Below are 20522 nucleotides of genomic sequence, written 5' to 3'. Positions count from 1 at the left end.
AATCTTTCATTATAAGCAGCCAAATTTTTCAAAAAATGATAAGAAGCATTATATCACTAAAGTCGGGTATAACACTATTAATTATGTATTTATCTGTTAATTAAAGACTTAAATTTTCAACTATATATGTTGAATTTAAAAGGTTCCTCTCTTTCTGTCGAGGGTATAAGTTAGAAAACCCTGCTGGAGAGGATGAGATTTATGACTCAATCTGAAGAAGCCATGAAAGTCCTAGACGCCTTGAAGGCAACTGATGACCGACGCATGTTTGAACGGTATCAGGTAATCCATTTACAATTGATGGGGTACAACCAAAAAGATATTTGCTCAATTGTAGCGCGTTCCAACAAGACTGTATCTTCCTATATTAAGTCCTATCGGGAGAACGGCCTGAAAGGCCTGGATATGGGCAAGTCTCCTGGTGCGCCACGAAAACTTACTGAAAATCAGGAACATGAACTCGTTCAGATTGTCGCTTATAAGACGCCGCATGAGGCTGGTTTTGAAAACCACTATAACTGGACACTTTCTATCATTTCCGATTTCATTCAGCGTGAATGGAAACAAACCTATACTTTGCGCGGTGTTTCAAGGCTCCTTGAGGACCTTGGGTTAAGTTACACAAGACCTACTTATATCCTTAAAAAGGCTGACCTGATAAAGCAAACTGAATTCAAGAATGAAACATTTCCTGCTTTAAAAAAAAGCTTTTGAATGGGGACATTGACCATATCCTCTTCGAGGATGAATCCATGATTAGGGATTATCAGGCAATTCAATGTTCCTGGTTTCTGAAAGGAAAACAGAGGCTCATCCCTACCTACGGCCAACACAGGGGAGCGAAGCTCCTTGGCACGCTCAATTATGAGACTGGTGAGGTCTTTGTTGCCGAAGCCCACCGCTATGATGCAAAAGTCTTCTTGGAATTTCTTAAACTTGTCCTGCTCAAGTATCCGGATGGTAAGATTGTCATGATACTAGATAACGCAAGGATTCATCACGCAAAATTAATACAGCCATTTCTGGAAGAAAACAAGGCACGTCTTCAACTTGTTTTCTTACCACCATACAGTCCGGAGCTTAATCTGGTAGAGGGTTTCTGGAAATGGATGAAGGAAACCGTGATCAATAACGTTTTCTATGCAAAGGTCCAGGACATCCTGCTAAATGTCAGGAAGTTTGTAGTGGATATCGGCAGGAACCCAGATACAGTAATAAACAGGCTTTGTCTTAGAATGTAATTCTTTAATTCAACTTATATAGGAGGAAATTTCATGAAATGGAGAGGAAGAAGAGCAAGCTCAAATGTGGAAGACAGAAGAGGAATGGGAGGTAAAACGATTGTTGGAGGCGGGATTGGCGGAATCGTCATCCTTCTTATCGTAACCTTGCTTGGCGGCGATCCAGGAGACTTGCTCAATAACATGGCGGGTACTGGCTCGGATCCGGCCGCTCCCTATGAAGAAACGGAGCAGGAACAGGAGCTCTCTGAATTTGTCTCTGTAGTCCTTGCCGATACTGAAGAAGTATGGTCCCAGATCTTCAAGGAGGAGGGCATGGTTTATAAAGAACCGACTTTGGTCTTGTACACGGATAGCGTGCAAACCGCCTGTGGAGGAGCGTCATCATCAGTAGGGCCATTTTATTGTCCGGGCGATCAAAAGCTTTACATCGACCTAAGCTTTTATGAAGAGCTTCAGCGTGATTTCAAGGCCCCAGGCGACTTTGCAATGGCATATGTGGTCGCACATGAAGTTGGGCACCATGTCCAAACCCTATTAGGAACGACTGAGAAACTTGGACCTCTCCGCCAAAAGCTGAGTCAGGAGGAATATAATAAATATCAGGTCCGTTTTGAATTGCAGGCTGACTATTTGGCCGGTGTTTGGGCACACCACGCTCAGGGAATGAACTTGCTGGAAGAAGGGGATGTTGATGAAGCCCTGACTGCAGCAAGCGCTGTTGGTGATGATACCATTCAAAAACGGGCTCAAGGGCATGTTGTCCCCGAAAGCTTTACACATGGAACATCCGAGCAGCGGAAGCGCTGGTTTTATAAAGGCCTGCAATCAGGCAGCCTTGATGAGGGAGATACCTTTAAAGCAAAGAATCTGTAGAGGCAGTTACCTTTTTATTAGTCTTTGAATCAAATTTTGTATAAATTTGCAGCCATTTCCTCAAGATAATCAAGAACTATTTTTAACTACAAGGAGGAAATGACAGGTGCAAAACGAAAATAAGGACCATATGATCAACTCTAATGCGGTACGTGAACAGCTTAATCAGCTAGAGCAAGAGACCAATGAGAAAAACAAAAAAGGCAGTACCAATGAGATCCAGCCCATAGCTACCGATGATGGTTTGACACAATAATGGATGAAATTAACCTCACTAGTGAAATACGGTGGGGTTCTTGTTTTTATTTTTATAAGGAATTATCTAGCCAGGCAGATCGGTATAAATTACTGGTTAGGTTCAAACTAAACACAATAGTTTGCTAATGGTATTTTACATGTTAACTATACGATTAAAGAGTAATTCTGCAGTAAAATACAATTGGACAAATGGATGAAGAAACTATGACAAAAAGACAATAGTTTACGGAAATTTCAAGAGAAAAAAAGGTATAAGACAAGAAAGCCATAGGCTTTTGTCTTATACCGTCTCTAGCAGCAATGTCCTGTATTGCCTAATAACACAATCCCTTTTCCGTCTCCACTAAGATCTAACGTAAGGCCTTCCGTAGCTGCTTCAATCATCGGATCAATTGCTACTTCTATTTCATTTATGGTCACAATTTTATCATTATTTTCCGGCTCATCCAGAGCCAGTCCTACTTGTGGCTGCCCTCAGCCATAGCCAGCAAAAAATATACGAATGTTGTTGGCATTCTGTTCTTGAAACATTTGCTTTAATGTATCACGAGCTTGATCTGTGATATTCATTTCCCTGCCCCTTTCATTTGAATATGTTTACTCACTTATACTACTTCTTTTGTCTATGATATGTCGATTATAATCTTTTGACAAATCATTCCGGAGGTTTTTGAAGAAATATAAAGATATCCACTAGCCCGCCTCAACATCCCATCTCCTCGGATCCTGGATAAGCAAAACCCCTAGCTCATGGTGCTCGCCTTCAAACAAGGCCCGTTGCACAAATCTGATTTGACCATTTGTGTCGAGCACCTCCAGCTTGCAGTGGGCAGCGTTTTTTTGAAGGGCTTCATAAAGTTCCTTTTCGTCACGAATATAGACTCCGTTCACTTTTGTGATGATTTCACCAATCTGCAGTGCCATTTTATAGGCTGGAGATTTAGGGATGATCCCTAAAATCATGACCCCATGCTGGCGGCGGGAAAAATAGAACGGCAGTCTATCTTCTGAAAGCTTTTGATAATAATGGAGAACTTCCCGGCCGATTAGGGCAGCTGAAACAGCTGCAATAGAGGCGATTGGATACCAATGGCCAATGATTGCACAGGCAGTGATCAACAAGCCCAGCCATAACACCCTTCGGCCATTTAACTGAATCGATTCCTTTGGAAGCTGTCCATGGACTCGCTGTGAAAAACCGATTAGAAAAGGAACCATAAGCGGGGTTACATGCATTTCCCCCAAGGTAAACACTGGCCACCACTCAGCTGGAGCAGGCAAATGACCGCCTGGAACAAGAATAAAAGCCGGTACCAGCCAAAGCCTTTTTGAAATATGCGCACCAACGGTAAGGCCTCGTTTAGACCTCATCAAAGCAGGTGATGTGCGGACATATCCATTCCGGCTGATTAACAGGCCTTCCGTTATTAAAAGAAGACCGAGGAGGATTGCCACAGAGGGATAGATCGCCTGGTCAAGCTCGTCCAGTGCCCCCTGGAAAAACGGAATACTGATGTCTCTTCCTTCCAGGAACGTCAGCAGAAAAAAGGTTCCTCCAATAACATAAGCAGGCGATAAAAGCCGCACTTTTAGAGTCAGTGATAATAAAACGGTAATTGCTGCACTTGCCAGCAATGCAGCAAAAGGAATAACCAGTCCTGCCCCAAGAATGAGGAGAGACAAAACAAGTCCAATAAATAATCCACCTGGGAGCAGAAATCTCAATTCCTGATATCCATCATAAGTACGGATATGAAAATCCTGTCTTTCGCGTTTTACTCGGAGATACCCCATAACCAGGCAGAGAAATATAGAATAATAAAATATCGGATGGACAAAGAACTTTCCTAATCCAACTAAACCATGAAACAGCCATTGTTGTGCCACTTTTCCACATCCTTTACTACCAAGGCTATCTACTAATATATGTATACTTGCTTCTATTGTATCAAAACCGGACTTTCCTGCCTATGACCGTTCACCGTATAAGCGAAAATAAAAAAGTATGCGCAGATTATTCGCATACTCCTAAATTATTTTACTTTGCTAAATATTTTAATGCTATTTTAAGCTGAATATCATTCTGTTCATCTTTTATTTTTTCAATAAGCGCTGTTTCAATAGCCCCCGCCGTTTTTTGGTCCAGTTTTCCTGTTACTTCTATGCCATTTTGCTGCTGAAAGGCTTTAACTGCTACTTCCGTTCGCTGATCAAAGTAGCCATCGTCCCGGCTGCTTTCAAAGCCAAGACCGCTGAGCATTTCCTGGGCATGCTTGATCTGTTCGCTATTGTCATCCCGTTTTAATGTCTTGTCGATTGCTAATGGCTGAAGATTGAAGTAATCTGGCTGATGCACCTCTATCGTTGGCTCTATTCCTTTTTTATGAATCCAGTTCCCATCAGGGGACAGCCATTTAAAAAGGGTAAGCTTAATATTGCTGCCGTCGCCCATAGGTACCGGCTGCTGGACTGTCCCCTTTCCAAATGATCTATCACCTATCAATGGGTATCCGCCTGCTTCCTGGAGCGCACTTGCCAAAATTTCCGAGGCCGAGGCGCTCCCCTTGTCCATCAAAACGGCAATTGGATATTCCTTCTTCTCTTTTAAATTTGTAAAATAAGCCCTGGTATCGCCATTTCTTTCTTCTATTTGCAAATAAGGTTTCTTATTGGTGACAAGATTTCCTACAATCTCCTCAACACTGGATAAAAGGCCTCCCGGATTTCCCCTCACATCAATAATGAGGCCCTGTATATTCTGCTCCTCCAGCTTCTGCAAATGGTTTTTGAAATCTGCCGCTGTATTGACAGAGAAAGTAGTCAGCTCTATGTAGCCCATCTTTTTTCCTTTTTCCTCTTTCACCGCAGAAAACACAGATTCTAATGGAATTTCCGCTCGAACCATTTTTACTATAATTGGATTTGCGACACCATCCCGCTTAATTTCCAATGTCACTGATGTTCCTTTTTTGCCGCGTATTTTCAGCCGTGTTTCGTACAGATTTTTTCCTTCCACACTTTCACCATTTACTTTAAGAATTTGGTCCTTGGGCTTTAAGCCAGCTTTCTCAGCCGGTGAGTTTTTGTATGGGGAAATGATGATGATCTTACCCTCATCTATTCCAATCTCTGTCCCAATTCCCTCAAAGGAAGAATCCAGTGTTTCTTCAAACTGTTTGGCGGTTTCCTTATCCATATAAACGGAATATGGATCATCCAGCGTGGTAAGCATACCTTGGATAGCCCCTTCCACTAGCTGGTCACTTTCGACTTCTTCTACGTAGCTGCTTAAAATTAGGTCGTAAGCCTGTTCAACCTTCCCCAATTCTTTATCGTTCACTGCCGCTTTTTCTTGCTTGTCCACCTCTCCATCCGTCTCCATTTTTCCTATCCACTTTTTTAATGGTCCATCCTCACTGCTGCCAAGATACATGCCGCCTGTAACCCCTGCTGTCAGCGTCACGGCCGCCACTGCTGGAAGCACCCATTTCCTTCTCATTGGAAATCCCCTCTTAAACTGTGATTTTAAAAAAAGACACCACACAATCTGTGCGATGTCTTTTGTCTACTTTCACTATATGAATAGCTTGTACAGAATATTCCTGCCACATGTTACATGTTTCAAAGAGAGAAGAAAAGGTTAAAAGTATAGTACTGTTAGACTATTAGAAATTGATATAGCTTAATTGAAATAGTTTAATGGATTTACTGCATTGGATTTTGAAGGATTCCAAGCTCCTTTATGCAATTCAAAATGCAAGTGCTGGCCAAACGAACGGCCTGTGTTACCCATGTACCCGATTTGCTGGCCTTTTGCGACTACCTGCCCATTGCCGACACTCTTGGATTCCAGGTGGGCATATACGCTTGTATATAGCTGCCCTCCGATGGAATGGGAAATCATTACACAGTTCCCGTAGCTGGAAGAATAATAGGAGCGCATAACAACACCGTCTGCCACCGATACAACAGGAACAGTTCCCGGTTTTGCTATATCGATCCCGGCATGGAATTTATTCCAGCGTTTGCCCATGCGGGAAGTAACGACACCAGCTGACGGCCTAGTAAAAGTGCCCGAAGAAACCGCAGGAGCCGGGCTGTAATCATCTGATGAGGATGATCCTCCGCCATTATTGGAAGCCGCTCTTCTTTCTCTAGCAGCTCTCGCTTTTGCTGCTTCTTCAGCTGCAAGCTTTCTGGCAGCTTCCAGCTCAGCAAGACGGTTTTTCTCTAATTCGATAGCCTTCTGAATTGCTGCCTGCTGGCCTGCAAGGATTTCTGCTTCTTCCTGCAAGCTGAATTTTAAATGTTCTGTTTCTTCTTCCTTCAATTTCAGCTGTGCCATGAGCTTATCTTTTTCACGCTTCTGGCCAGTCAGCTTCGTTTTCATCTCAGTAAACTCAACAAGCATGCTTTCCAGAGATAGAAGCTTTTGTTCAACAGCAGCCTGCTTTTCTTCAAGGCTCTTTTTATCCTCTTCATGCTGCCTTAAAATATCCTGGTCGGCTTCCACAATGGTTGCTACTGCATTTACCCTGTCGACAAAATTGCTGAAGCTGGATGATCCCAGGATTACCTCAAGATAGTTCACATCCCCGCCGCTTTGCTGGAAAGAACGAGCCCGTTCCTTTAACACTTCATTGCGTTTTGCAATTCGTTCCTTTAATACTGAAATCTCTTGTTCCAGGACATCGATTTCTGCTTCCGTATCCTCGATTTGTGCCTGCTTTTCACGAATCTTTTGATTGGTTTCCCCGATAGCTAAGTCAAGAGCCTTGATTTGCTCATCCAATCTTGCCTGCTGCGCCTGTAGCCTGTTAATTTGCTGGTCAGCTTTATTGATTCCGGATTGAACATTAGAGCGCTTTTCCTGTATGTGTTGTTTCTTTGTTTCCATATCATGTATAGTTGCTGCACTTGCCGCCGGAGCAGAGAATAAACTTCCCACTCCTATCATAATTGTTGCATTTAAAGCTAGTACTTTTCTTTTCAAAACACTTTCCCCTTTCTTTCTCTTCCCGTCAGACGAAATAACCGATGGACAGTAATCATATTTTTCTGCAATCGAAATTAAAAGAATTGGTGCAAAGCCCGCTTGGCTTATATCTTCAAAAATTTTCTGACAGACATTAAGCTTCCCCAGACCCCTATTAGCGCACCCAGCAGAAGCATAATGCTGGATATTTGATAAATGAATGGTGTAAATGGAAGGAGCTCAACAAATTTAATATCAATCTTAGGTGCTGCTAATCTATAGAAATAGTGGTAGGAAACTCCAATCAAGATAATCGGGAGAACAGCACCCAGTACCCCCAGCCACATGCCTTCAAGGAAAAATGGCCAGCGGATAAAGGAATTGGTTGCCCCTACCAGCCTCATAATCTCAATTTCATTACGCCTTGCCATAATCGTTATTTTAATGGTGTTGGAAATCAGGAACATAGCTGTAAAAAGAAGGCCTAATATCAGCACAACACCTATATTTCTTGCTGTTTCAACAACATCAAACAGTTTCTCTACATAGCCTTGGCCATATTTAACCTGCTGGATATAATTGAATGTTTCTATTTTTTTTGCTGTCTTAATAACGTCCTTTGGCGTCTTTGTTTTAATGATATAAACATCGTTCAGCGGATTGTCCTGTTCAAATGGCCTAAACGCCTGTCCATCCTCACCAAGGTCTTTTATTAAATTGGTAAGTTCCTTTTCCTTTGGAGAAAAAACTACCGTATCAACCTCAGGCATCTGCTTAATTTCGGTTTCCATCAACTCTATATCCTGCTGGCTTGCTGCCGGATCAAGATGTGCCCGTATTTCGACATCCTTCTCAATATTACTGGCGAAGTTGTTCAAATTCATCATAATCACGAAGAAAACCCCAACAAGCAAGAGCGTAACGGTTACCGCACTTATGGATGCAAAAGTCATCCAGCCATTTCGGCTCAGGTTTTTTCCGCTTTCACGAAAATGACGGCCGAGCGTTCTAATATTCATAGCCGTAATCACCCCGCTGTTCATCGCGGACAATTTTTCCATTTTCAATGGCAATAACACGATGTGTCAAGTTATTAACAATATCTTTATTATGAGTGGCCATAACCACTGTAGTGCCGCGGTTATGGATTTCTTCGAAAATGTTCATAATTTCCCAAGATGTTTCAGGATCAAGATTTCCTGTCGGTTCATCTGCAATCACAACTTTCGGCGAATTCACAATGGACCTGGCAATCGACACCCGCTGCTGTTCGCCTCCCGACAATTCAGTAGGAAGCATCCTTGCTTTATGCTTAAGTCCTACAAGTTCGAGAACTTCCATCACCCTGCGCTTAATTTCCTTTGGATGTGTTTCAATCACTTCCATTGCAAATGCTACGTTTTCGAACACGGTCAAATTTGGAAGAAGTTTAAAATCCTGAAACACAACTCCCATATTCCTGCGAAAAATCGGTACTTTAGAGTTTCGAAGCTTCGGGAGGCTGATTCCATTAACCAGGATGTTACCCTTAGTTGGCTTCTCTTCCCGGTACATCATTTTTATGAATGTTGACTTACCCGCTCCACTAGGCCCAACAACATATACAAATTCGCCTTGCTTAATCTTGACGTTTATATTACTAACCGCCACTACCCCATTTGGGTAGGTTTTGGATACTTCAGACATTTCAATCATATAAAACCACCTAAATCAGCTTTGTTAAAGAATGTACAATCTATGAGGCTATCAACTTGATGAGCCTGTACCCAAGCTGTTTTTTGACAAAAAGCGCGAAAAAATAACAGGATAGCCCTGTTTTCATCACAGACCCATTATAACATCAAAATTTGTCAAAATCGGATAAATTATATTACAGTTTCATTTCAATTACTATGGAATATTCTGAACCTTCAAGGGACTAAAGTGGGATTTCTTACTAGAATTTCGGGGATTAATAGGAATTAGGGCATAAATATGAGGAGGATGGGTCTATTATATAACAATCCTTATTTATAATTCCATCTAATTATGACAAATTTAAGTATTTTTAGGATTTTGTCGAACTACAGCACGTTACTGAAGAGAAACAAAGCAAGAGGCTGATGAAGCGGTTAGAAGACTACCAATATATTATTGAAATATTTGGCAGTATCCCTTAGTATAATCTAAAAGTTTGTATAAGGGGCGTAATCGAATGATTCGGAAACTTAAGATGGAAGATAATGAAAAGGTTATGGCTTTTCTTGGTGAGGAACCTTCTATTAATCTTTTTATCATCGGAGATATTGAAGCATTTGGCTACGAAGCCGGATTTCAGCAGCTTTGGGCACAATTCGATGATAATGGTGAAATCCTCGCGGTACTGTTAAATTTCTATAACTCTTTTATTCCATATGCAAAAAACGATTTTGATGTAGATGGATTTGCAGATATCATCCGCTCATTCGGGGATTCAGCTGCCCTGTCAGGAAAAGAAGAGCTAGTAGAAAAGTTTGAAGGACTTGAAGGTCTGAACCTTGGGAAAAAGCAGATAACATTCTTTGCAGAGTGCCGGACAGCAGAGCATCTTGGAAACGATGATTTAGAGGTCAAAAAAGCGGACATAAGCGACATCGACAGAATTATTGCCATTCGAGAAACAATTGAAGAATTCCCAGCCCGGCCGGATTCACGTGATATGCTTTTAAAAGCCATGGAAACCAACACGGGCAGGACATATTACATAGAAGAAAATGGAGAAATGATTGCAATCGCTTCGACCACAGCGGAAAATTCAATATCAGCCATGATCGTCGGCGTCTGCTCCCGGGCAGAATACCGTAAAAAAGGGCTTGCAACAGCCGTTACACAAAAGCTTGTCAGTGATGTACTTAAAGAAGGGAAAACCCTTTGCCTGTTTTATGACAACCCCGGAGCGGGACGTATTTATAAGCGGCTTGGCTTTCAGGACATTGGAATGTGGACGATGTACCGATAAAAGCGTAAGCGCCCTTGAAAAAAGGAACGTTAACTAAGGTCTGGCACGTCCTCACAAAGCTAAACGCTTTGTTACGTGCGTTGTATCGCTGCCGTAGCGTTCCTTATCCTGTGTGTCGGGGCTTTATTTTCCTACGGAAAAAAAGTTGCTGGGCGCCGGAGCTAGACATCTGTACGTGTTAAGGAAGTTATATAGTATTCTCTTTTCAAAAAAAGCTGGCAGCAAGATCTTTCTTGCTGCCAGGTGCTTTTGCAGTGTACATTGCTTTTCGCATTTCTTCTGTCGGTTTTGTTACTGTATCACTTCTGAAATCAACTATCATAATACAACCCTCTCATTCTTCTCCATTTCACCGCTATAGCAGCGACAAGATACTAAATGATCATTTACCATGCCTGTTGCCTGCATAAAGGCATAACAAATCGTGGAGCCGACAAACTTAAAGCCGCGTTTTTTCAAATCCTTACTCATCCTGTCACTAATGGCTGTAGTGGCAGGTACTTCGTCAGGTGTCCTAAATTGGTTATGAATTGGTTGGCCATCTACAAATGACCATATATATGTACTAAAACCCCCAAATTCCTCCGCTACTCTGAAATAGGCCTGAGCGTTTGAAATCACCGCATTAATCTTAAGCCTGTTTCTTACAATCCCTGTATTTTGCATCAATTCCTCTATCTTCTTTTGATCGTATGACATTATTTTTTCAGGATCAAATCGATCAAAAGCTTCACGGTAATTCTCCCTTTTTTTCAGAATCGTATACCAGCTGAGCCCGGCTTGTGCACCCTCAAGATTGAGATATTCAAAAAGCAGCCGGTCATCATATACAGGCCTTCCCCACTCCTCGTCATGATAAGAAATGTAAAGCGGATCCTGATTAACCCATCCACAGCGCTCCATTGAAAAGCCCCCTTTCTTCATTCTATCTTTATTCAGCCTAGCATAATAAAAAGGTACAAAAAAGCCCCTTTTCCACCTTGAAGGAAGCCGAGGGGGAATATAACTTTCTAACTCGGGAAAACCAAAAAACCTTGCCTGCAGTTCACAGCGACAAGGTTTTTCCTGTTTTCACCCTAGCCAACCTTAAGTCGGCGTAGTTTATAATATTATTTCTTCGCAGCTAACCATTCAGCTACAGCTGAAGCTTCTTCGCCTTCAATCAATCCAGGAGGCATTGCCCCTTTACCTTCAGCAATGATTTTTTCGATATCTTCCTTAGCAAGACGACTTCCCGCATCCGCTAATTTCGGTCCAACTCCGCCTTCCAGGTTCATACCATGGCAGCTGGCACATTTGTTTTCATAGATTTTTGCCTCATTGCCATCCCCAGCATCGGCAGTTTCAGTAGTTGTTTCACTACCATTGTCTTCTGCAGGCTCTTTATCGGCACTGTCATCCCCGCCGCAAGCTGCAAGCACTAGTGAAGTTCCCATTAATAAAGCTAGTAGCTTCTTTTTCACTTTGTTATCCCCCTATAGCAAAATTAACAAATACATCAATATTATACCATTGTTAAGGCCGTTTAAAACCCTCCCCAAGAACCTCTGATGCATCCATTACAACAACAAAAGCTTTTGGATCAATACTTTTCACTACTTGTTTCAATTTTGTGAATTCAGTCTGGTCTACTACGCACATTAAAATAGGTCTTTCGTCATCAGTATAGCCGCCATGGCCGGACAGCCGTGTTACACCACGATCAATTTCGGTTAAAATAGCCTGTTTGACGTCGAGCACATCATTTGTGATGATCATCGCCATTTTTGAGCGCCCAAACCCAACCTGTACAAGATCAATTGTTTTACTGGTAACGTAAAGCCCGATCAAGGCATACAGTCCACGTTCGATATCAAAAACGATGGCTGCACTTAAGACAATCAGTCCGTCGATTAATACGACACAAGTTCCGAGAGACAGATTGGTATATTTGTGGATAACCTGGGCACCGAGGTCCGTTCCTCCTGTGGAAGCCTTCCCTCTAAACACAATTCCCAGTCCAAGCCCCACGCCGATGCCTCCGCATATCGCTCCTAACAAAGCATCATTTGTCCATGCGTCCCATTCATTTGTCAAAAATACCACAAAGGGGAGAAATATTGTCCCTACAAGCGTCTTGGCCCCGAACTGCATTCCAAGTAAAATTAAGCCCATTATAAATAACGGAATGTTAAAAGCCCACTGTACATACGCTGGCTCGAGGTTAAATACTGCATCGAGAATCGTACTAATTCCGCTTACCCCGCCGGAAGCTATCCTGTTCGGAAGCAGGAACACGTTAAACGCAATAGCCACAATACCAGATCCGACCAGCACAGATCCATACTCTATCACCTTATCCAAAATCGGATGTTTAAGCTCCCGGTATCTCTTTTTCATCTCACAACCTCCACGATTTCTTTAAAACTATCTATCAATTTTTTTATTAGCATTTCACTATTATCAATATCTATCCTGTTTGACCGAAATGTAGTATAGCATCCGGATACAGCGCTGTAAACGCCAGTAAGATAACGCAGTAAAGCGTTATTTCACAACATTTCATACCAAGAATAAATATATAAAGTTAGATGGGTAATGTGTTGGTCCTCATTAAGACATTTCAAGGCATAAAAAAACGCAATGGAGATTTCTTGTGAATCTCCTTGCGTTTTTATGTTATTTTATTGTTTGCACGTCTTGGTGGTTTACCCTTTTTGATAGTAAGCCTCCATTATATCTTTTGGAACCATGCTGCCGCCGGTTGCCCAAACAATATGGTATCCATTTTCCGCCACATGCTGCAGTTTGTTTTTTTGCAGGTAGTCTTGTCCTGCAGGCTGTCTAAATAATTGGACCGGGCCATAGAAACCTGCAACAGCTGATGGTTCAAGAAAAATATTTCCGTTATCTGCTGCATCCCGCAGCAGTGAATAGAGCCGCTCGTCTTCAATGGTATAGCAGCCGCTGAGCATATGCCCGATTGTTTTACCTACAAAGCCTGATGCCCTTCCGACGGCAAGTCCATCGGCATCTGTCCGGTTGTCGAGCCCAAGGTCCTGGACCGAAATCTGATCTTGCAAGCCCGTAGCCTGCCCAATCAGAAAGCACGGTGAATGCGTCGGCTCAGCAAAGAAGCAATGAACATTCTCCCCAAATTCCTTTTTAAGGCCAAAAGTGATGCCGCCCGGTCCTCCGCCAACACCGCAGGGAAGATAGACAAATAGCGGATGCTCCGCATCAACGATTATTCCCATTTCATCCAGCTGCTGTTTCAGTCGTGAGCCTGCCACAGCATAGCCTAAAAAAAGATCCTTTGAGTTTTCATCATCAATAAAATGGCAATTCGGATATTCGCCCGCCTGTTTTCGTCCTTCTTCGACAGCCTTACTGTAATCAGACTCATATTCAATGACCGTGACTCCTTTTTCCCGAAGCAGTTCCTTTTTCCATGTCTTCGCATCAGCAGACATATGAACTGTAGCCTTGAATCCAAGCTGGGCGCTCATGATTCCAATGCTCAAGCCTAAATTTCCGGTCGAACCAACGGCAATAGAATATTGCGAGAAAAACGATTTGAATGTATCACTATCCAGAATGGTATAGTCATCGGTATAAGCTAACATTCCAGCTTGAATAGCCAGTTCCTCTGCATGCTTTAACACCTCGTAAATTCCTCCCCTGGCTTTTATCGAGCCCGAGATCGGAAGGTGACTGTCACATTTCAATAGAAGGCTGCCCTTTATTTCCACCTCATACTTCTTCTCTAAATGTCTCTGCATCGAGGGTATTTTAATCAAGGGAGATTCTATGATACCGTTTGTTTCAGCCGTTTCAGGAAAAACCTCTGCAATATACGGCGCAAAACGAACAAGCCGTTCAGCGGCCTCCGTTATATTCTCAGCTTTCAATAGAATTGGGTTTGCCTTTTCCCCGTAATGCGGATTTGCCCAAAATACCTCATTTATATCAGCGACCTCCTGAAGGACAGGATAATCACTCTTCCATTGTTCTATTGTTTTTTCTTGAATAAGCTTTGTTGCCATTTGCTCTCTCCTTCCCCCAATTTTAATCAGTATCCTCGCCCTAACACTTATCTTTCCACAAATGTATTCTAGATGTTGTTTGTAGATCCCTTTATTAATTGAGGACTTCTACTTTTGGCACTTGAATGCTGATAGGTAGAGTGGCAATGCTTGAAACTTTTTTCCACCACACCTCATAGCCGATTATTTTGTCATATTCAGCAAACGGCACTTACTAGTAGTATTTTTTTCACATAATCTAAACACAGTTTTATAGATCAATGTAACTAAATGATAGATTGTGGTTAAAGACAAATGATAAAATAAGGAAAAAAGCGGTTACTAAAAAAGGAACTCCAAAGACTATGAATAATTTGAAAAAACGAATAAATAACCAATTGGGTTTAACTTTGATTGAACTTTTGGCTGTCATTGTCATTTTGGGCATAATTGCTGGAATTGCAGTACCGAGTATCGGCAGCATTATCCAGAAATCCAAGGAAGATGCTGTTAAAGCCGATGCATTACAAACGCTATTAGCCGCACGTCTTTATAGTGCAGCGACTGAAACCGCTTCAAACACCATATCTTCAGATGACTTGTCTTCTTATATAGAAAATGTCAAATTGGGCGTTTACACTGTTTTAACCGATTCTGCAAACTATGCATTGATAACTTCTGATGTTCCGGCAGGAAATGCAACTATAACTTTTGCATGCGCTACAAAAGAAGAAATCAGCGCTGATAATGGGAAAGAGACTCGAATTATAGGGAGTTGTGGAGACCACGGAACGGAACTAGACCCTAATACCGATATCCCTGAAGCAGAACCGGACCCTAATACAGAGACACCTGATACAGAGCCAGACCCTGACACAGAGCTAGATCCGGAACCTGGCGAAGACAGTGGAGAGCAAGATAGACGATGGTGGACACATTTGTGGGATTACATAAAACGTTGGTTAGAAAAATTTGGACAATGGAGGAATTGACTGAATCAATGGAAATAAAAAAATAGTAATAGCTTTTTAACCAGCTGTTTTAGAGCTGGTTTTTTGTTTTGGAATAAGATTCGTTTTTAAGCACGACTGTATAGTAGTAATAAAGTTAATGTCTAAAAAGGCTGGCTATTTAAAATAATTGTTTATACTCCTGACAAAGAAGTACCTTCTAACAACTTAACCAGCAATAGCGATCGTTGTGCTTTACCATAAAAAAGCGACAGGATTAATCCCATCGCCTTGAATATTTTAATAAAATTATTGCAGTCTTGAACGCAAATAGGCATCAATAAACTGGTCGATTTCCCCGTCCATGACGGCCTGCACATTCCCTGATTCCGTTGCAGTTCTGTGATCTTTAACCATTGAATATGGATGGAATACATAAGAGCGGATTTGACTGCCCCAGCCGATTTCCTTCTGCTCACCGCGGATTTCATCAAGCTGGGCCTGCTGCTCGTCAATTTCACGCTGATAAAGCTTCGCTTTAAGCATTGTCATTGCCTGGGCGCGGTTTTTAATTTGCGAACGTTCGGATTGGCAGGTTACCACAACACCTGTCGGAATGTGGGTAATCCGGACCGCTGAGTCAGTTGTGTTAATATGCTGTCCACCGGCTCCGCTTGCCCGATACGTATCAATTTTTAAATCCTCTGTTCTGATTTCAATTTCAATATCATCGTTAAATTCCGGCATAACCTCACACGACACAAAGGACGTATGGCGGCGGCCTGAAGAATCGAATGGAGAAATACGGACAAGGCGGTGTACCCCTTTTTCAGCCTTCAAGTAACCGTAGGCGTTATGACCCTTAAATAGCAGGGTCACACTTTTAATTCCAGCCTCATCGCCAGGAAGGTAATCAAGCGTTTCAACCTTGAAGCCTTTTTTCTCTCCCCATCTTGTGTACATACGGAGCAGCATCGATCCCCAGTCCTGGGATTCGGTTCCGCCAGCACCCGGGTGCAATTCAAGAATCGCATTATTGCTGTCATATTCGCCGCTTAGCAGCATTTGAAGCTCAAAATCAGCAAGCTGCTTCGTAAGGTTCGCCAGCTCCTCTTCCAATTCAGCCTGCAGCTCAGCGTCACTTTCCTCTTTTACAAGTTCATAAGTGACTTCAAGATTTTCAAAGGAATCATTCATCTCTTTAAACTGATTTACCTGATCCTTTATTGCATTCGCTTCATTGATGATTGTCTGCGCCTTCTGCTGGTCATTCCAAAAATCAGGTTCAGTCATAATTTCATCAAATTCCGCAATCCGGGCTTCCTTCTCTTCTAAGTCAAAGAGACCCCCTAAAATTCGCCAACGTCTTGGCGGTTTTCTCAAGCTCATTTCTGATTTCTGCTAATTCCATCTATCATCACTCCATACTTTATTTCACTGCCCAACCTTGCTAAACAGGAAAAGAGGCGGCATACTAGCCGGACCTCTTTTACATCATCATACTCTTTTAAAAGTAAAAATTTCCTTCGGCCAAATTAATTCCAAAACGGTGAAACTATCGGCGAAATATCTGTGCCAGGGAACTTACACTCTGCCTTTTAAGATATAATACGGAACAAAATATCAGCTTTTACCCAATCACGAAACTGCCATCAATTAAAACTCAGTAGAAATATCTTAAATAACCGCCCTATCCTAGGGTAAATTAGTCAATTGATACTCGAAAACCGCCGCTTTTCTATTCTAACGCACCATGGCAGTTTTTATATTTCTTGCCGCTTCCGCATGGGCATGGAGCATTCCGCCCAGCCGTTTCTTTTTTGCGTGCAGGCTTTTTCTTCACTGTTTCTCCATCTTCCTTTGGATTCACAGCTTGGCCCTGCGCTACTTCCTGACGTTCCAGATTGTTGCGGATTTCGGCTTTCATGATATACTTCGCAACTTCTTCTTCGATACTCAAAATCATATCTTCAAACATTGCGAAGCCTTCCTGCTGATATTCACGAAGCGGATCGATCTGGCCATATGCCCGAAGGTGGATTCCCTGACGGAGCTGGTCCATGGCATCGATATGGTCCATCCACTTGCTGTCAACAGCGCGAAGAACAATAACCTTTTCAAACTCACGCATTTGTTCCGGAGAAAGCTGCTCTTCTTTTTCATCATAGCGCGCCTTCACCTTTGCAAGAATCAGTTCCGACATTTCTTCTGGATCTTTTCCGGAAAGGTCTGCTTCCGTAATATCGCCTTCATTAAGCAGATTGCCGTTTATGAAATCGACAAGTCCATTCAGGTTCCAGCTGTCCCTCTCCTCATGAAGCGGAGCAAATGCTGCTACATTTCGTTCAACCGTTGAAGCGATCATTCTTTCAACGATGTCACGAAGGTTTTCACTATCCAGAACTTCAAAACGCTGTTTATAAATGATTTCACGCTGCTGGCGTAAAACATCATCATACTGAAGCAGCTGTTTACGGGCATCAAAGTTATTCCCTTCAACACGTTTTTGCGCAGACTCTACAGCTCTTGTTACAATTTTGCTCTGAATTGGCTGGGAATCATCCATACCAAGGCGAGTCATCATATTTTTCATATTATCCGAGCCAAAACGGCGCATCAATTCATCTTCCATGGAAAGATAAAATTGGGTTACCCCTGGATCTCCCTGACGTCCGGAACGTCCGCGAAGCTGGTTATCAATCCGTCGGCTTTCATGGCGCTCTGTACCAATAACAGCTAGACCGCCAAGGTCCTTAACTCCGTCGCCAAGCTTAATGTCGGTACCGCGGCCGGCCATGTTTGTTGCAATCGTTACGGCACCCGGTTTACCGGCATCCGCGATAATTTCAGCCTCACTGGCATGCTGTTTTGCATTCAGCACATTATGGCGGATTCCCTTTCTTGTAAGCAGCTGGGAAATCAATTCAGATGTTTCAATCGCCACTGTACCTACAAGAATAGGCTGGCCCTTGGCATGTCTTTCAGCAATATCTTCTGCAACAGCCTGGAATTTTCCGTTCATGCTTGCATAAATTAAATCCGGTCTGTCGTCACGGGCAATTTCCCGGTTTGTAGGAATCGCAATAACATTCATATTGTAAATGTTGCGGAATTCCTCTTCTTCCGTTTTCGCTGTACCGGTCATTCCGGACAGCTTTTCATACATCCGGAAGTAGTTCTGGAATGTAATCGTTGCAAGCGTCATGCTTTCATTCTGGATTTCAACGCCTTCTTTAGCCTCAATCGCCTGGTGAAGGCCATCGCTGTAGCGGCGCCCTTTCATCAGGCGGCCAGTAAATTGGTCAACGATTACAATCTCGCCATCCTGGACAACATAGTCCACATCAAGATGCATCGTAACATGCGCCTTCAGTGCCTGATTAATATGGTGGTTCAGAGCTACATGGGTGATATCGAACAGGTTATCAATGCCAAAAGCCCGTTCCGCTTTATTCATCCCTTCTTCAGTCAGCTGAACGCCCTTTGTTTTTTCATCATACGTATAGTCATCGTCTTTCCTTAACGTCCGGACAAATGCATTTGCCTGGATATAAAGCTGAGTTGATTTTTGGGCAGAACCGGAAATGATCAGCGGTGTACGCGCCTCATCAATCAAAATGGAGTCAACTTCATCGATAACCGCATAATGAAGCGGGCGCTGAACCATTTGTTCCTTATACAGCACCATGTTGTCCCGCAAATAGTCAAATCCGAACTCGTTGTTGGTGCCATATGTGATATCAGCATTATAGGCTTCCTGTTTTTCTTCCTTAGTCAGGCCATTCAAGTTCAAGCCGACAGTCAAGCCAAGGAATTCAAACAGCTTGCCCATTTCCGCTGCGTCACGGCTCGCCAGGTATTCGTTTACAGTAATGACATGGACACCCTTACCAGTTATGGCGTTCAAATAAACCGGCATAGTCGAAGTCAGCGTTTTACCTTCCCCTGTTTTCATCTCGGAGATGTTGCCATCATGAAGGGAAATACCCCCCATTAGCTGTACATAAAACGGAAACATGCCAAGAGCGCGTTTCGCAGCTTCACGTACGACCGCGAACGCTTCAGGCAGCATGCTGTCAAGCGACTCCCCGCCTTGATACCTTTTCCTGAACTCGTCTGTCTTTTCGCGAAGGCCCTCATCCGAAAGCTTCTCCATTTGCGGCGCCAATGCTTCTACCTGGTCAGCAAGCTTCTGCAGTCGCTTAAGCTCCCGTTTATTTGGGTCAAACACTTTATTTAAAATATTAAGCATTGCTAACGCTCCTCTTTTTAAAAAGAATCATGTTATCTATCAATAAAAACTCTCTAACAAATCCATAGAGAGTCATAGTACTTTTATATAAAATTACACAATATTAATTTTACCACTTATATGGTATGGGTACAACTTAGCATTACCCCCAGGGCATCAATCCCCATTATCTAACACCATGTTTACAAACCTTTACCGCCGGATAAAATTTAACAAAGATTCCTTTGTAAGGATGTGGCATTCCCATGATAGGCGATCGTATTAAAAAACGAAGGCTGGAAAAGAACATGTCCATCAGCCAGCTTGCCAACAAAACCGGCATCGTTAAATCTTACTTAAGCTCCCTGGAAAGAAGCCTGCAAAAGAACCCCTCCATTCAAATCCTTGAGAAAATATCCCATGTGCTGGAAATCCCTCTCGATAGTTTATTGCACGATAAAGCTTCTGACAGCAGGAGCAGCAGTGGCAGCATTGACGACGAATGGCTGTGTCTAGTCCGCGAAGCAACCAATTCCGGCATTACAAAGGAGCAGTTCCAGGCATTTATTGACAGCAAAAGCAACGAAAAGCGGAAGCGCCCTGTTGAAAGGAAGGACGGCTAAGCCCGTCACGTCCTCACAAAGCTGCCGCTTTGTTTCGTGCGATGAATCGGTGCCGAAGCATTCCTTGTCCTGCGGCGACGCCGGCACTAGCACAACGTGCATCGGGGCTTATTTCTTATGGAAAAAAAGTTGCTGGCGTTGGAGCTAGACATCTGTACTTTTTGAAAAAGTTAATAAGTTGTTAATCTAAAGAAGCTGCCGATTCCTCAGCAGCCTCCTTCTCATTTTTGATTTTTCATAAACTCCAGGACTTAAAGGTCGAAGGTCGATAAATCCGTCCTTCTGCTCCCGCTCCTCAAAATTTTCGGTATGGATATACGTTGACAAAGCTTTAGACAACGCAGCGTCATCAGAAGTTGAGCCTTTGTAATAATTTAATCATGTTAA

At 42.7% G+C, this 20522-nt stretch carries 19 protein-coding genes and 1 pseudogene; 6 read left to right on the top strand and 14 right to left on the bottom strand.

Translation table 11 applies throughout. From position 1 onward, the window contains the following. The first annotated feature begins 201 nt into the window (after positions 1-201). The 3 genes from D0469_RS09825 (at position 202) to D0469_RS21085 (ending at position 2373) form a co-directional block, all read left to right on the top strand. A protein-coding gene (locus D0469_RS09825) for an IS630 family transposase (RefSeq protein WP_267897299.1) occupies positions 202-1241 on the top strand; the annotation gives its coding sequence in 2 pieces (ribosomal slippage) (positions 202-699 and positions 702-1241; 1038 coding nt in all). A 33-nt stretch (positions 1242-1274) separates the two neighbouring features. Further along, positions 1275-2117, top strand: a complete 843-nt coding sequence (gene ypfJ / locus D0469_RS09820) for a KPN_02809 family neutral zinc metallopeptidase (RefSeq protein ID WP_117326569.1) — start codon at positions 1275-1277, stop codon at positions 2115-2117. 106 nt (positions 2118-2223) lie between these two features. Continuing rightward, positions 2224-2373: a hypothetical protein gene (locus tag D0469_RS21085; protein WP_158553411.1), complete on the top strand. Its 150-nt coding sequence runs from the start codon at positions 2224-2226 to the stop codon at positions 2371-2373. Between the two features lie 293 nt (positions 2374-2666). On the opposite strand, the gene D0469_RS21875 is transcribed toward D0469_RS21085, so the two are convergent. The 6 genes from D0469_RS21875 to ftsE all read right to left on the bottom strand — a co-directional run bounded on the left by D0469_RS21875 (position 2667) and on the right by ftsE (position 9045). Next, positions 2667-2795, bottom strand: a complete 129-nt coding sequence (locus D0469_RS21875; protein WP_267897298.1) for a hypothetical protein — start codon at positions 2793-2795, stop codon at positions 2667-2669. Positions 2796-3068: 273 nt separating this feature from the next. Then, complete coding sequence (locus D0469_RS09815) at positions 3069-4262, bottom strand: PDZ domain-containing protein (protein ID WP_117326568.1); 1194 nt, start codon at positions 4260-4262, stop codon at positions 3069-3071. A 151-nt stretch (positions 4263-4413) separates the two neighbouring features. Further along, the gene (locus D0469_RS09810) at positions 4414-5874 is read right to left on the bottom strand and encodes a S41 family peptidase (RefSeq protein WP_117326567.1); all 1461 of its coding nucleotides are present in this window, start codon (positions 5872-5874) and stop codon (positions 4414-4416) included. A 183-nt stretch (positions 5875-6057) separates the two neighbouring features. Continuing rightward, positions 6058-7368, bottom strand: coding sequence for a murein hydrolase activator EnvC family protein (locus D0469_RS09805; protein ID WP_233523009.1), 1311 nt, complete (start codon positions 7366-7368; stop codon positions 6058-6060). A 107-nt stretch (positions 7369-7475) separates the two neighbouring features. Continuing rightward, positions 7476-8369: a permease-like cell division protein FtsX gene (ftsX, locus tag D0469_RS09800; protein ID WP_117326566.1), complete on the bottom strand. Its 894-nt coding sequence runs from the start codon at positions 8367-8369 to the stop codon at positions 7476-7478. Continuing rightward, on the bottom strand, positions 8359-9045 hold the full coding sequence (gene ftsE / locus D0469_RS09795; protein WP_117326565.1) for a cell division ATP-binding protein FtsE: 687 nt from the start codon (positions 9043-9045) through the stop codon (positions 8359-8361). The genes ftsX and ftsE overlap by 11 nt, the downstream gene beginning before the upstream one ends. Before the next feature lie 499 nt (positions 9046-9544). On the opposite strand from ftsE, the gene D0469_RS09790 reads away from it, so the two are divergent. Next, positions 9545-10327: a GNAT family N-acetyltransferase gene (locus D0469_RS09790; RefSeq protein ID WP_117326564.1), complete on the top strand. Its 783-nt coding sequence runs from the start codon at positions 9545-9547 to the stop codon at positions 10325-10327. Positions 10328-10532: 205 nt separating this feature from the next. Here D0469_RS09790 and D0469_RS21355 read toward each other — a convergent pair whose 3' ends face one another. From D0469_RS21355 to D0469_RS09765, 5 genes are all read right to left on the bottom strand, one after another. Beyond that, the gene (locus D0469_RS21355; RefSeq protein ID WP_199478455.1) at positions 10533-10649 is read right to left on the bottom strand and encodes a beta-eliminating lyase-related protein; all 117 of its coding nucleotides are present in this window, start codon (positions 10647-10649) and stop codon (positions 10533-10535) included. Then, on the bottom strand, positions 10646-11230 hold the full coding sequence (locus D0469_RS09780; RefSeq protein ID WP_117326563.1) for a DNA-3-methyladenine glycosylase I: 585 nt from the start codon (positions 11228-11230) through the stop codon (positions 10646-10648). Before D0469_RS09780 ends, D0469_RS21355 begins: the two co-directional genes overlap by 4 nt. Before the next feature lie 206 nt (positions 11231-11436). Next, positions 11437-11790, bottom strand: coding sequence for a cytochrome c551 (cccB, locus tag D0469_RS09775; protein WP_117326562.1), 354 nt, complete (start codon positions 11788-11790; stop codon positions 11437-11439). A gap of 52 nt (positions 11791-11842) precedes the next feature. Continuing rightward, positions 11843-12706 carry a YitT family protein gene (locus D0469_RS09770; RefSeq protein ID WP_117326561.1) on the bottom strand — a complete coding sequence of 288 codons (864 nt, stop codon included), beginning with the start codon at positions 12704-12706 and terminating at the stop codon, positions 11843-11845. A gap of 308 nt (positions 12707-13014) precedes the next feature. Further along, entirely contained in the window at positions 13015-14352 is a 1338-nt protein-coding gene (locus tag D0469_RS09765) for a D-serine ammonia-lyase (RefSeq protein WP_117326560.1), read from the bottom strand. A gap of 344 nt (positions 14353-14696) precedes the next feature. On the opposite strand from D0469_RS09765, the gene D0469_RS09760 reads away from it, so the two are divergent. Beyond that, positions 14697-15323 carry a type IV pilin protein gene (locus D0469_RS09760; RefSeq protein WP_117326559.1) on the top strand — a complete coding sequence of 209 codons (627 nt, stop codon included), beginning with the start codon at positions 14697-14699 and terminating at the stop codon, positions 15321-15323. A gap of 267 nt (positions 15324-15590) precedes the next feature. On the opposite strand, the gene prfB is transcribed toward D0469_RS09760, so the two are convergent. Both prfB and secA read right to left on the bottom strand, forming a co-directional pair. Then, a protein-coding gene (gene prfB / locus D0469_RS09755) for a peptide chain release factor 2 (RefSeq protein ID WP_117326558.1) occupies positions 15591-16692 on the bottom strand; the annotation gives its coding sequence in 2 pieces (ribosomal slippage) (positions 15591-16619 and positions 16621-16692; 1101 coding nt in all). Between the two features lie 327 nt (positions 16693-17019). After that, positions 17020-19533 carry a preprotein translocase subunit SecA gene (secA, locus tag D0469_RS09750; protein ID WP_117326557.1) on the bottom strand — a complete coding sequence of 838 codons (2514 nt, stop codon included), beginning with the start codon at positions 19531-19533 and terminating at the stop codon, positions 17020-17022. Between the two features lie 245 nt (positions 19534-19778). Here secA and D0469_RS09745 point away from each other — a divergent pair, with 245 nt between their 5' ends. After that, a complete protein-coding gene (locus tag D0469_RS09745) occupies positions 19779-20135 on the top strand; it encodes a helix-turn-helix domain-containing protein (RefSeq protein ID WP_117326556.1) in 357 nt (118 codons plus the stop codon). A 186-nt stretch (positions 20136-20321) separates the two neighbouring features. Here the strand turns inward: D0469_RS09745 and D0469_RS09740 are convergent. Then, positions 20322-20495, bottom strand: a pseudogene (locus D0469_RS09740) (putative peptidoglycan binding domain-containing protein); the annotation flags it as partial. Positions 20496-20522: the final 27 nt, after the last annotated feature.

It is taken from the genome of Peribacillus saganii (assembly GCF_003429095.1).
Classification (GTDB): domain Bacteria; phylum Bacillota; class Bacilli; order Bacillales; family DSM-1321; genus Peribacillus; species Peribacillus saganii.
The sequence above is the reverse complement of the archived record's forward strand: the minus strand, read 5'-3'. Positions and strand labels throughout refer to the sequence as shown.

Bases quoted from the DNA above. Each gene is read 5' to 3' on its own strand.
- secA (WP_117326557.1), bottom strand. From the start codon at position 19,533: ATGCTTAATATTTTAAATAAAGTGTTTGACCCAAATAAACGGGAGCTT.
- D0469_RS09780 (WP_117326563.1), bottom strand. From the start codon at position 11,230: ATGGAGCGCTGTGGATGGGTTAATCAGGATCCGCTTTACATTTCTTAT.
- ftsX (WP_117326566.1), bottom strand. From the start codon at position 8,369: ATGAATATTAGAACGCTCGGCCGTCATTTTCGTGAAAGCGGAAAAAAC.
- D0469_RS09745 (WP_117326556.1), top strand. From the start codon at position 19,779: ATGATAGGCGATCGTATTAAAAAACGAAGGCTGGAAAAGAACATGTCC.
- ftsE (WP_117326565.1), bottom strand. From the start codon at position 9,045: ATGATTGAAATGTCTGAAGTATCCAAAACCTACCCAAATGGGGTAGTG.
- D0469_RS09790 (WP_117326564.1), top strand. From the start codon at position 9,545: ATGATTCGGAAACTTAAGATGGAAGATAATGAAAAGGTTATGGCTTTT.
- D0469_RS21355 (WP_199478455.1), bottom strand. From the start codon at position 10,649: ATGATAGTTGATTTCAGAAGTGATACAGTAACAAAACCGACAGAAGAA.
- D0469_RS09810 (WP_117326567.1), bottom strand. From the start codon at position 5,874: ATGAGAAGGAAATGGGTGCTTCCAGCAGTGGCGGCCGTGACGCTGACA.
- D0469_RS09760 (WP_117326559.1), top strand. From the start codon at position 14,697: ATGAATAATTTGAAAAAACGAATAAATAACCAATTGGGTTTAACTTTG.
- D0469_RS09765 (WP_117326560.1), bottom strand. From the start codon at position 14,352: ATGGCAACAAAGCTTATTCAAGAAAAAACAATAGAACAATGGAAGAGT.
- ypfJ (WP_117326569.1), top strand. From the start codon at position 1,275: ATGAAATGGAGAGGAAGAAGAGCAAGCTCAAATGTGGAAGACAGAAGA.
- D0469_RS09770 (WP_117326561.1), bottom strand. From the start codon at position 12,706: ATGAAAAAGAGATACCGGGAGCTTAAACATCCGATTTTGGATAAGGTG.